Source organism: Pseudomonas sp. THAF187a (assembly GCF_009363395.1).
Lineage (GTDB): Bacteria > Pseudomonadota > Gammaproteobacteria > Pseudomonadales > Pseudomonadaceae > Aquipseudomonas > Aquipseudomonas khazarica.
In genome coordinates, this window is the sequence record NZ_CP045349.1 from 1,635,713 (window position 1) to 1,646,991 (window position 11,279).

The 11,279-nt window shown below is 65.2% G+C and carries 9 protein-coding genes and 2 pseudogenes; 7 read left to right on the forward strand and 4 right to left on the reverse strand.

The features are described 5' to 3' along the window. Window positions 1-153: 153 nt before the first annotated feature. From fadD1 to FIV02_RS25195, 3 genes and pseudogenes are all read left to right on the forward strand, one after another. On the forward strand, window positions 154-1,842 hold the full coding sequence (fadD1, locus tag FIV02_RS07615; protein ID WP_152488268.1) for a long-chain-fatty-acid--CoA ligase FadD1: 1,689 nt from the start codon (window positions 154-156) through the stop codon (window positions 1,840-1,842). Between the two features lie 313 nt (window positions 1,843-2,155). Continuing rightward, window positions 2,156-2,935: pseudogene (locus FIV02_RS25190) on the forward strand (cache domain-containing protein); the annotation flags it as partial. Between the two features lie 315 nt (window positions 2,936-3,250). Then, window positions 3,251-3,841, forward strand: a pseudogene (locus FIV02_RS25195) (methyl-accepting chemotaxis protein); the annotation flags it as partial. A gap of 12 nt (window positions 3,842-3,853) precedes the next feature. Here the strand turns inward: FIV02_RS25195 and FIV02_RS07625 are convergent. Next, on the reverse strand, window positions 3,854-5,026 hold the full coding sequence (locus FIV02_RS07625; protein ID WP_152488270.1) for a cyanate transporter: 1,173 nt from the start codon (window positions 5,024-5,026) through the stop codon (window positions 3,854-3,856). Then, complete coding sequence (locus FIV02_RS07630) at window positions 5,023-5,925, reverse strand: DMT family transporter (RefSeq protein WP_152488271.1); 903 nt, start codon at window positions 5,923-5,925, stop codon at window positions 5,023-5,025. The genes FIV02_RS07625 and FIV02_RS07630 overlap by 4 nt, the downstream gene beginning before the upstream one ends. Window positions 5,926-6,010: 85 nt before the next feature. Here FIV02_RS07630 and FIV02_RS07635 point away from each other — a divergent pair, with 85 nt between their 5' ends. Both FIV02_RS07635 and FIV02_RS07640 read left to right on the forward strand, forming a co-directional pair. Continuing rightward, window positions 6,011-6,523, forward strand: coding sequence for a MarR family winged helix-turn-helix transcriptional regulator (locus tag FIV02_RS07635; protein WP_150608780.1), 513 nt, complete (start codon window positions 6,011-6,013; stop codon window positions 6,521-6,523). Window positions 6,524-6,651: 128 nt separating this feature from the next. Further along, on the forward strand, window positions 6,652-7,521 hold the full coding sequence (locus tag FIV02_RS07640) for a GyrI-like domain-containing protein (protein WP_152488272.1): 870 nt from the start codon (window positions 6,652-6,654) through the stop codon (window positions 7,519-7,521). Window positions 7,522-7,646: 125 nt separating this feature from the next. Here the strand turns inward: FIV02_RS07640 and FIV02_RS07645 are convergent, their stop codons facing one another. Next, the gene (locus tag FIV02_RS07645; protein WP_047586302.1) at window positions 7,647-8,540 is read right to left on the reverse strand and encodes a LysR family transcriptional regulator; all 894 of its coding nucleotides are present in this window, start codon (window positions 8,538-8,540) and stop codon (window positions 7,647-7,649) included. A gap of 95 nt (window positions 8,541-8,635) precedes the next feature. On the opposite strand from FIV02_RS07645, the gene FIV02_RS07650 reads away from it, so the two are divergent. Beyond that, window positions 8,636-9,802 carry an MFS transporter gene (locus FIV02_RS07650; protein WP_152488273.1) on the forward strand — a complete coding sequence of 389 codons (1,167 nt, stop codon included), beginning with the start codon at window positions 8,636-8,638 and terminating at the stop codon, window positions 9,800-9,802. A gap of 164 nt (window positions 9,803-9,966) precedes the next feature. Here FIV02_RS07650 and FIV02_RS07655 read toward each other — a convergent pair whose 3' ends face one another. After that, complete coding sequence (locus tag FIV02_RS07655) at window positions 9,967-10,596, reverse strand: LysE family translocator (RefSeq protein ID WP_152488274.1); 630 nt, start codon at window positions 10,594-10,596, stop codon at window positions 9,967-9,969. A 143-nt stretch (window positions 10,597-10,739) separates the two neighbouring features. Between FIV02_RS07655 and FIV02_RS07660 the strand changes: the two genes are divergently transcribed. Further along, the gene (locus tag FIV02_RS07660; RefSeq protein WP_172979135.1) at window positions 10,740-11,228 is read left to right on the forward strand and encodes an Lrp/AsnC family transcriptional regulator; all 489 of its coding nucleotides are present in this window, start codon (window positions 10,740-10,742) and stop codon (window positions 11,226-11,228) included. Window positions 11,229-11,279 lie beyond the last annotated feature (51 nt).

Sequence of the window (11,279 nt, forward strand, 5' to 3'; positions counted from 1 at the left end):
CCGCAGGCCATGCTTGGTGCTGGTGAGCCTCCGGTAAAGCTGCTACTCTCGGCGCGCTTCCGGGCCCCTGGCCAGCGGGAAAGCGAGCTAAACACACAACAAACAACCGCCTGCGCGCGGTGAAGATCAGCTGTTGCTTAGGAGTGGGCTTCCATGACCGAAAACTTCTGGAAGGACAAGTATCCCGTTGGGGTCGCTGCCGAAATCAATCCCGACCAGTACCCGAACATCCTCGCGGTATTGAAAGAGTCCTGCCAACGCTTCGCCGACAAGCCTGCTTTCAGCAACCTGGGCAAGACGCTCACCTACGGCGAGATCTACCAGCTCTCCGGTGATTTCGCGGCCTATCTGCAGCAGCACACCGACCTCAAGCCGGGCGATCGCATCGCCGTGCAGCTGCCCAACGTGCTGCAGTACCCCGTCGTGGTTTTCGGCGCCATGCGTGCCGGCCTGGTGGTGGTCAACACCAACCCGCTGTACACCGCGCGGGAAATGGAACATCAGTTCAACGACTCCGGCGCCAAGGCGCTGATCTGCCTGGCCAACATGGCGCACCTGGCCGAACAGGTGGTGCCGAAGACCGGGGTGAAGACCGTCCTGGTCACCGAAGTGGGCGACATGCTGCCGACGTTCAAGCGTCTGCTGGTCAACTTCGTGATCAAGCACGTGAAGAAAATGGTGCCGGCCTACAACCTGCCGCACGCCATCAAGCTCAATGACGCCCTGGCCAAGGGCCGTGGCCAGAGCTTCAACGAAGCCAAGCCGAGCAACGGCGATATCGCCGTGCTGCAGTACACCGGCGGTACCACTGGTGTGGCCAAGGGCGCGATGCTCACGCACCGCAACCTGGTCGCCAACATGCTGCAGGTCAAGGAGCTGATGGGCGCCAACCTCGATGAGGGGTGCGAGGTGCTGATCGCGCCGCTGCCGCTGTACCACATCTACGCCTTTACCTTCCATTGCATGGCGATGATGCTGATCGGTGGCCACAATGTCCTGCTGACCAACCCGCGCGACCTGCCGTCGGTGGTCAAGGACCTGGCCAAGTACCGCTTCACCGGGTTCGTCGGCCTCAACACCCTGTTCGTTGCCCTGTGCAACAACGAAGACTTCCGCAAGCTGGACTTCTCCAGCCTGAAGGCGACCTTCTCCGGCGGCATGGCCCTGCAACTGGCCACGGCCGAGCGCTGGAAGGAAGTCACCGGCTGCGCCATCTGCGAAGGTTTCGGCATGACCGAAACCAGCCCGGTGGCCACGGTCAACCCGTTCAGCGCCATCCAGCTGGGCACCATCGGCATTCCGCTGCCTTCGACCCTGTGCAAGACCATCAACGACGAAGGCCAGGACCTGGCCATCGGCGAGATCGGTGAGCTGTGCGTGAAAGGGCCGCAGGTGATGAAGGGCTACTGGCAGCGCCAGGAAGCGACCGACGAGATCCTCGGTGCCGACGGCTGGCTGAAGACCGGTGACATCGGCCTGATCCAGGAAGACGGCTACCTGCGTATCGTCGACCGCAAGAAGGACATGATTCTGGTGTCCGGCTTCAACGTCTATCCGAACGAGTTGGAAGACGTCCTGGCGACCCTGCCGGGCGTGCTGCAGTGCGCGGCCATCGGCGTGCCGGACGAGAAGTCCGGCGAGGCGATCAAGGTGTTCGTGGTGGTCAAGCCGGGCGAGAGCCTGACCAAGGAACAGGTGATGGAGCACATGCGCGCCAACCTGACCGGCTACAAGGTGCCCAAGGCCGTGGAGTTCCGCGACGTGCTGCCCACCACCAACGTCGGCAAGATCCTGCGCCGCGAGCTGCGTGACGAAGAGCTGAAGAAACTGGGCAAGAAGTGACGCGACCGCGTTGAACGAAAAACCCGCTACGGCGGGTTTTTTATTGCCCGTCATTCCTGGCAGGCAATCCTGCCGGCCGTGCACGCGGCGGTGCAGGCCGCCCCGAGAGGATCGCAGGCACCAGCGAGATGCGCTGCTGCCGGCATGACCATTGATCCTGATCAGGCACTCCGTGACCAGATACGGGATAGTCATTCCATTATGAGACGAGGCTGGTCATACCAGTTTTTGCTTTTCTCTGTTTTTTTGACGCCGTCATATTGGCAATATGCCGGCTCTATAACATCAAAGCGCCGGTAAAGGTGTACTGCCCATGATCTTCTCTCTGCGTCTGCGTTCCAAAGTGCTGCTGCTGGCGTTTGGTCCTATCTGCCTGTTGACCCTGCTGCTCAGTTCCATCGCGTTCGTCGTCCTCGGCAATCTGGCCGACCAGCAGGAGGCGCAGACCCGAGCCAAGCTGGTGGCGGACCGCAAGGCGGAGATCAAGCAGTACGTGGAACTGGCGGTCAACGCGATCGATCCGCTGTACCAGGCCTCCGCCGATGGCGACATGAACGCGCGCGCCCAGGCCGTCGAGGTACTCAAGCGCCTGTCCTACGGGGCGGATGGCTATTTCTGGGGCTACGACAGCAACGTCCATCGCGTGCTGCAGGGCAATACCAACGACCGCATCGGCGAGGACTTCAGCGGCTACCGCGACCCCAATGGCGTCTATGCCATTCGCGAGCTGGTGCGAGCCGGTATGGATAGCAGCCACTACGTCGACTACAGCTTCGTGCTGGGCGACGGCAAGGTGCTGGTGGCCAAGGTCGGTTACTCGCACTACCTGCCCAAGTGGAAGATGGTCTTCGGCACCTCGGTCAATCTCGACGGGGTCGAGCGGGATGTCCAGGCGGCGCGGGGGCAGTTCCAGCACAGCGTCGACCGCCTGCTGATGGTCATGGCCGGCTCCGCGATCGGCCTGCTGCTGGTGCTGGCCCTGCTGTCCCTGCCGCTGGCGGCGTCGATCACCAAGCCGGTGCAGCTGATCAAGAGCAAGCTCGATGACATGGCGGCCGGGGAGGGCGACCTGACCCAGCGCCTGCCAGTCACCAGCCAGGATGAGCTGGGCGAGCTGGCGAGTTCGTTCAACGCCTTCGTCGCCAAGATTCATGCGCTGGTGCAGCAGGTATCGGTGACCACCGATCAGCTCTTCGGTCTGGTCGGTGGCGTGTCCAGTCAGGCGCAGCGCTCCGAACAGGCGATGGCCGGGCAGCGTCAGGAGACCGATCAGGTCGCCACCGCCATCAACGAGATGTCCGCTGCGGCCCACGAGGTGGCGCAGAGTGCCCAGCGTGCCGCCGAGGCGGCGCGCGAGACCGACCAGCAGGGCCAGGATGCCAAGCGCGTGGTGGATGGCAGCATCGCCCACATCCACGACCTGGTCGGCGAGGTGCGCAGCAGCAGCGAGTCGCTGGACAGCCTGCGTCGCGACGTACAGGGCATCGTCAGCGTGCTGGAGGTGATTCGTGCGATCGCCGACCAGACCAACCTGCTGGCGCTCAATGCGGCCATCGAGGCTGCGCGAGCCGGCGAGGCGGGGCGAGGCTTCGCCGTGGTGGCCGATGAGGTCCGCGCCCTGGCCAGCCGTACCCAGCAGAGCACTGGCGAGATCCAGGGCATGATCGACCGTCTGCAGAATGCCACGGGCGAGGCCGTGGCGGCGATGCAGCGCGCCAGTCAGATGGGAGAGAGCACCCGCGAGCAGGCCAGCCACGCCGGCGAGGCGCTGGACAGCATCGCGGTGTTGATCGGCACCATCAACTCGATGAACGCGCAGATCGCCAGTGCCGCCGAGGAGCAGACCGCCGTGGCCGAGGAGATCAACCGCAGCGTGCACCAGATTGCCGTCGCGGTGGACGAGGTCGCCAGCGATGCGGAGCAGGGCGCGCAGGCCGCTCGTGATCTCGACGGCCTGGGCGGGCGCCTGCAGGGCCTGGTCGGCCAGTTCCGAGTCTGAGTAGCGGGCGCCTCAGTCCGTCAGCGCGTCCAGCGGACGCTGTTGCCGGGGCGGGTTGAAGCGCATGGCCATGACCATCAGCACCAGGGTGGCCAGCGCCATCAGCTGCCAGCTCAGGCTCAGGTCCGTGCTGTAGTGCCGTAGCAGACCCGCCAGCAGCGGTGCGCATGCCGCGATCAGATAGCCGCCGCCCTGGACGAAAGCCAGCAGATCCCCTGTTTGCCGCGGATCGTCCAGGTGATCCTGGGCCACCACCAGCGACAGCGGGAACAGACCGCCGATACCGACACCCAGGAGCAGGGCGACGGGCACCACCAGGGTTTCCGGCGCCAGCTGCAGGCCGATCAGGCCGGCCAGCAGCGACAGCAGTACCGCCGCCAGCAACGGCCGGCGGTCAGGAAAGCGCGGCAGCAGGCTGGATAGCAGCAGACCGGCGACGACCTCGCACAGGGTCAGCGCGGCCAGCAGCAGGCCACTGGCCTGGGCGCTCCAGCCCAGGGCGGTGTAGTAGGGCGGCAGCCAGGCCAGCACCAGGGTGTAGCCGGCGGTGCCGATGCCGAAGAAGCTCATCAGCAGCCAGGCCCGGGGCCAGCGCCAGGTCACCAGCGGCGGGGCGCTGGCGACGGCGCTTGCGCCAGCGGAGGGCGCGGCGCGACGCCACACCGCTGCCGCCAGCAGGGCGGGCAGCGTCCAGCCTGCCAGGGCCCAGGCCCAGCCCAGCGACTGGGCCAGCCAGGGGGTGAAGGCCGCACCGAACGCAGCACCGGCCATGATCGCGCAGCTGTAGAAGCCGATCAGGCGGCCACTGTCGGCGGCGAAGCGCGACTTGATCAGACCGGGTAGCAGGGCCTGGACGAAGGCGATGCCCGCGCCGGCCAGCACCGCACTGACGAGCAGCGTAGAGGCTGCGGGCAACAGACCACGCAGCAGCGAGGCGAGGGCGATCAGCAGCACACCGAGCAGAATCCCGCCGTTGTCGCCAAGGCGCCTGCGCAGAGGGCCGCAGGCCAGCGCCCCGAGCCCCATGATGACCACGGGCACGCTGGTCAGCAGGCTGGCGGCGACGTGATCCAGTCCGGTGTCGAGCTGGATGCGGTCGAGCAGCGGGCCGATGGCGGCCAGCGCCGGCCGCAGGTTGAGGCCGAGCAGGACGATGGCGAGCAGTAACAGAGCCTGGCGTTTCATGCTTGGGCCTCCTTGGTGCCGCGCGAGGCGACCAGCAGCACGCCGCCGACGATGCACACGGCGGCCAGCAGCATCGACAGGCTGCCGTTCTCACCGAACAGGCCGATGGCCATGGCCGCGCCGATGATCGCCGCCACCGAGCCTATCTGGCTGAGGAACACCGCGCCGGCGAGCTTCTGCAGCATGAAGAACAGCGCGTAGACCATGGCGAACAGGGCCGTCTGTACGGCCAGCAGAGCGATCGCGCTGGCAGCGTGCAGACGGGGTTGCAGATCGAACCCCAGCCCGCTCAGGGGGGCCAGCAGCAAGGCGCCGCCGAGCAGCATGCCGGGCGCCAGAGACAGCGGGCTGGCGCCTTGTGGCCAGTAGCGGGAACGGTAGATGTTGCCCAGGGCGAGGAACACCGGCACGCAGAGCGCCGCCAGCACCCACAGGTAGGGGCTGTCGCCGCTGTGCAGCTTGCCCAGCGCCAGCAGCACGCTGCCGAGCAGGCCGACGCAGATGCCCAGCAGGCGAATCCGGCTGGGGCCCTCCATGCGCAGGGCCAGGGCCAGCAGGTAGGTGACCAGGGGCGGAAAGGCCAGGCACATGGCCGCAAAGCCGGCGCCGACGTGCGGGATCGAACTGAACATCAGGCCATTGGGCAGGGTGATGCTGAGCAGCCCGGAGGCCAGGTAGTAGCGCAGCGAGGTGGCGCCCAGGCCGGGCCGCTCACCGCGCAGCCAGCTCAGCGCAAGCAGCAGCAGGCCGCTGCCGAGCAGGCTCCACAGCAGGTAGGCGAGAGGTGGCCAGCCCTGCGTGCCGGCGATCTTCACCAGATTGGTGGTCAGTCCCATCAGCGCGCCGATGGTGAACAGCAGTGACAGGGCCAGAAATGATCTGGAGCGTGAACCTGGCATGGGGATGCCTCCTTGGCGTGAATACGTTACGATGGCGACATTCTTTTTGAAAAGTATCTTGATGGCAAGATAAATCGAGGGCGACATGCAAGACCGCGCACAACTGGCTGCCGAGCAGTGGCAGCAGCAACGACCCGATCTCGATGCTTTCTCCATGGCCGTCATTGGCCGCCTGGGGGAGTTGAGCCTGCTGATCAGCCGCGATCACCTGCTGCCGTTCTTCGCCGAGCATGGCCTGCAGGCCGGTGAGTTCGACCTGCTCGCTACCCTGCGCCGTTCGGGTGAACCCTATGCGTTGATGCCGACTGCGCTGTACGAGAGCGCGATGATTTCCTCGGGGGGCATGACCAGCCGCATCGATCGCCTGGAGAAGGCCGGCCTGATCGAGCGGCGCAAGCATCCCAGCGACCGTCGCGGTGTCCTGGTGGCGCTGACGGCGGCGGGCTTCGAGCTGATCGACGGCATCATCACGGCGCACGTGGCCAACCTGCAGCGCGTGCTTGCAGGGTTGACCGCCGACGAGCAGCGAACGTTGCATGCGTTGCATGGCAAGTTGCTGGCGGGGGTCAAGGCGCGCGAGGAGGAGGCGCAGGGCTAGGTGGTGCGGCTGCGCTTCTGCGCCGCCTTGGGGAGAGGGCAACGAGCCAACTGAGCAAGTGCGGCTAGGCGCGGGAGGGGCGCCATTGCCTACGCTGGCGCTCACCGTATTTCAGGAATCTATGCACCGTGTCTGCTCGATCACCGTCCTCTGCTTACACACAGCGTTTTGATGCCGTGCTCGCCTATATCGATGCCCACCTCGATGGCGATCTCTCGGTCAGCGCGCTGAGTCAGGTGGCCAGCTTTTCGCCGTTTCACTTCCATCGACAGTTCGGCGCGTTCGTTGGCGTACCGGTTTCACGTTATGTGCAACTGATGCGACTGCGGCGCGCTGCCCATGGTTTGCTGGCCCGAGCAGAGCTTTCGGTCTTGAACGCTGCCCTCCAGGCGGGTTTTGAAAGCCCTGAAGCGTTCAGCCGGGCGTTCAGGCGAGCGTTTGGCATGTCGCCCCGCGCGTTCAGAAAGGCACCCAGTTGGCATGTGTGGAATACGGTCTTCGTCATCCCTCATTTTTCAAGGACTGTTGCCATGCAAGTACAAATCGTGAATATCTCCCCTGTGCGAGTCGCCGCTCTGGAGCATTGCGGCCCTCCCGAACTGGTCGACCGGAGCGTCGATACCTTCATCCAGTGGCGCATGCAAAGCGGGCAATCGCCGGTGGAATCGAACCGCTCCTTCGGCATCCCATACGGCAACCCGGATACCACGCCCGCGCACGAATTTCGCTTCGCCATTTGCGGCGAGATTCGAGAGACCGTGGCCGTGAACGAATTCAACATTCGTGAGCTGACAATACCGGGTGGGCGTTATGCCGTGGTGCGGCATGCGGGCTCCCCGGATCATATCGGTGAGACGATCTATCCGATCTACCGCGATTGGCTGCCGAACAGCGGCGAGGAACTGCGCGACCAGCCGCTGTTCTTTGAATACCTGAGCGTGTACCCCGAGACGCCCAAGGACCAGTGGCAAACGGATATCTATGTGCCGTTGCGTTAGCGATCACGAGGAAGCATCAACGCTTGACTGAGCTGTCGGCCGAGAGCTGCGCTTAACCTTCGTCAGGCGCTGTCTACGGGCTGGTTCCCATGCTCTGCTTGGGTGCCAGCCTGTGCCTCGGCCGTTCACATGCTGTGCTGTTCAACCAGGAAATCCACGAATACCCGCACCCGCGCCGGCATGGCGGTGCCGCCGACGAACACTGCGTGAATCGGCTCCCGGTCGCCGGGGTTGAAGGCCTGCAGCAGCGGCACGAGATCGCCGCGTTGCAGGTCCTCGGTCACGCTGAACTCGCCGATGCGCGTGATGCCCGCACCCTCGCGGGCGAGTTGCGCCAGCGCCTCGCCGCTGCTGCATGCGATGTTGCCGCAGACCTTCAGGGAAAACCCCTGGCCTTCGCGGATGAAGGGCCAGTTGGGCTCGGCGCGGCGGAAGTTGAAGCGCAGGCAGTTGTGCTGCAGCAGGTCTTCCGGTTGCTGCGGCGTGCCATGGCGTTCCAGGTAAGCGGGGGAGGCCACCACCACCTGGCCGGTTTCACCGATGCGGCGGGCAGTCAGCGGGCTGTCGGGCAGGTGGCCGAAACGCACCGCCACGTCGGCCTGGCCGCCGAGAATGTCGACCACCTCGTCGCCCAGGGACAGGTCGACGGTGATGTTCGGATAGCGGGCAATGAAGGCCGCCACCAGCGGCACGATGGTCATCCGGCCATGGCCGAGGGCTGCACTCACACGCAGGCGGCCCCGTGGTACGCCCTGATCGGCAATGGCCTCTTCGACTTCCGCCAGGTCGGCGAGGATGCGCCGCGCGCCGCGCAGGTAGGCTTCACCCTCGGCGGTGAAGGTGAGCGCGCGGGTGGTGCGCAGCAGCAGGCGGGTGCCGAGCCGTTGTTCGGTGCGCGCGATGATCCGGCTGACGGCCGAAGGTGTCAGCCCCAGTGCGCGAGCGGCGGCCGACAGGCTGCCTTGCTCCGCGACGGTGACGAACACGAGCATTTCGCCTGACCTGCCGTTGAAATCCATTTGTGCTCCATAGGCAAAGGTGTTTGCCAGAAATGCCATCTACCGCGTTCAAGGTTTGGATCCTAGCATTCGCGGCATAGATGAGGAGCCTTTGCATGCGTATCAATCCACCCCTTGTTGCACTCGCCATCGGTGCCTTCGGCATCGGCGTCACCGAGTTCTCGCCCATGGGCATGTTGCCGGGTATCGCCGCCGATCTCGGCGTTTCCATTCCTGCCGCCGGGCTGCTGGTCAGCGCCTATGCGCTGGGCGTGCTGCTCGGTGCGCCGCTGATGACCCTGACCACCGGCAGGATTCCCCGGCGCTACCTGCTGATCGGCCTGATGACCATCTTCACCCTGGGCAACCTGATGTCGGCCCTGGCCACCGACTACTACACCCTGCTGACTGCCCGGGTGGTGACCTCGCTGAATCATGGCGCCTTCTTCGGCGTCGGCTCCATCGTCGCCGCCAGCGTGGTGGCGCCGGACAAGCGCGCCGGCGCGGTGGCGGCGATGTTCATGGGCCTGACCCTGGCGACCATCGGCGGCGTGCCGCTGGCCGCCTGGTTTGGCGAAGTGTTCGGCTGGCGCACCGCGTTCTGGGGCATTACCGGCCTTGGCGTCCTGGCGATGCTGGCGCTGTGGTTCGCCCTGCCCAACGTGCCGCTGCCGAAGAGCGATGGCGTGCTGGCCGAAATCCGCGTGCTGGGCCGAGGCCCGGTGTTGGCCGCGCTGGCGCTGACGGTGGTCGGGTCGAGTGCCATGTTCACCGTATTCACCTATATCGCACCGATCCTCAGCAGCGAAACCCATGCCTCGACCGCTTTCATCACAGCCATGCTGGTGCTGTACGGCGTGGGCCTGACGCTGGGCAACATGTGGGGTGGCAAGGCGGCGGACCGTTCGGTCGACCGCACCCTGATCGTCTCGCTGAGTGCACTGATCCTGGTGCTGCTGGCGTTCACCGTGCTGATGCGCTGGCCGCTGCCGGCTGCCGTGGCCATCCTGATCTGGGGCATCGCCAGCTTCGCCATCGTGCCGCCGCTGCAGATGCGCGTGATGGAGGCAGCCAAGGACGCGCCCAACCTGGCCTCGGCGGTGAATATCGGTGCCTTCAACCTGGGCAACGCGATCGGCGCGGCGCTGGGCGGCGCGGTGATCAAGGTCGGGCTGGGCTATCCGGCAATCTCCCTGGCCGGCGCGGCAATGGCGGGGCTGGGGCTGCTGATGGTGCTGGGGTTTGCCTGGCGTTCCAGGGCGGGAGCGGCTGCGGTGGCCTAACAAGGGCGGCGATAGAAAAGGGGGCAGACTGAACCGGTCTGCCCCCTTTTTCGTTGCGCAGGAGCGGTGGACAAGCTTCGCGTTGTCCACCCTACCCGAGGGCGCCGTAGGGTGGATGACGCTGTTTTCATCCACCGTTTGCCGATCTGAAGGCCAGGCGTTCATCAGGGCCGCGTCGCCATGGCCAGGCGCAGGCCGAACCCCATCAGCAAGGTGGTGAAGGTCCAGCGCTGCACCACCTGCAGCAGTGGATAGCGGCGCATCCAATGCCCGAGCGCCGCGCCCAGCATGGCGTACAGCAGATCGAAAAGCAGGCCGGTCAGCACCAGCACGCTACCCAGCACGAGGAACTGGCCGGCCACATCGGCACTGGCATCGACGAACTGTGGCAGAAGCACCGAGCAGAACAGCAGCGCCTTGGGGTTGCTGATGTTGGTCAGCAGCCCGCGGCAGGCGGAAGCGCCATAGGCCCTGGTGGAAGATGCAGGCAACGGCGCGCAGGCCTCAGCGATCAGCGATGGGGCACGAGCGATCTTCACGGCCAGCCAGATCAGGTACAGCGCACCTGCCAGCCTGACCACGTCGAATGCCCAGGAGACGGTTTTCAACAGTACGGCCAGGCCGATCGCCGCCAGCAAGACATGCGCTGCCCGCGCCAGGGCGAGGCCGAGAGCCGTCGCCACGGCGTGCCAGCGGCCTTGCATGCTGGACGTCTGCAACACCAGCACCATGTCCGGACCGGGAACCACGTACACCACGACCAATGCACCGATGAACAACTCGAGGTTCGTCATATTCACACTCAACCCTGCGATGACCCAGGCAAAAAAGCATACAGTCAGGGTGATTTCGTGGAGTTGCTAATTTGGCCTCTTGCGTCTTGATAATTGGCATATCATGCCAGTGATGTGCGTATAGAATTAAGAGTATGCCAATTATGAAACTGGATAATCTGGACAGACGAATACTGGCGGCCCTGCAGCGCGACGGCAGGCTGACCAACGTGCAGCTCGCCGAGGAAGTGGGATTGTCGCCGTCGCCCTGTCTCCGACGGGTACGCCTGCTCGAGGAAGCCGGCATCATCCGGGGGTATCACGCCGATCTGGACCGCGACGGCATCGGCTTGGGGCTGACCGTATTTGTCGGCGTCAAGGTCGAGCGCCACCAGGACGAGACGTCCACGGCCTTTCGCCAGGCCGTCAGCGCGTTGCACGAGGTGGTGTCCTGCCATCTGGTGTCGGGGGAGTCGGACTTCCTGCTGCAGGTGGTCGTCCAGGACCTCAGGGCCTATGAGCGCTTCCTGCTGGAATCCCTGCTGAAGTTGCCAGGCGTCAGCGACATTCGCAGCAACTTCGCCATCGCGACGGTCAAGGATCAGACCGCATTGCCGCTCGGGCATCTGCCGCAGGCCAGCGGCGGGGCCTGACTGCAGGCCGCGTCGTCAGCACGACGCTTCGGCACCAATGGCGGCGGCAGC

Bases quoted from the DNA above. Each gene is read 5' to 3' on its own strand.
- fadD1 (WP_152488268.1), top strand. From the start codon at position 154: ATGACCGAAAACTTCTGGAAGGACAAGTATCCCGTTGGGGTCGCTGCC.
- FIV02_RS07625 (WP_152488270.1), bottom strand. From the start codon at position 5,026: ATGAAACGCCAGGCTCTGTTACTGCTCGCCATCGTCCTGCTCGGCCTC.
- FIV02_RS07630 (WP_152488271.1), bottom strand. From the start codon at position 5,925: ATGCCAGGTTCACGCTCCAGATCATTTCTGGCCCTGTCACTGCTGTTC.
- FIV02_RS07635 (WP_150608780.1), top strand. From the start codon at position 6,011: ATGCAAGACCGCGCACAACTGGCTGCCGAGCAGTGGCAGCAGCAACGA.
- FIV02_RS07645 (WP_047586302.1), bottom strand. From the start codon at position 8,540: ATGGATTTCAACGGCAGGTCAGGCGAAATGCTCGTGTTCGTCACCGTC.
- FIV02_RS07650 (WP_152488273.1), top strand. From the start codon at position 8,636: ATGCGTATCAATCCACCCCTTGTTGCACTCGCCATCGGTGCCTTCGGC.
- FIV02_RS07655 (WP_152488274.1), bottom strand. From the start codon at position 10,596: ATGACGAACCTCGAGTTGTTCATCGGTGCATTGGTCGTGGTGTACGTG.
- FIV02_RS07660 (WP_172979135.1), top strand. From the start codon at position 10,740: ATGAAACTGGATAATCTGGACAGACGAATACTGGCGGCCCTGCAGCGC.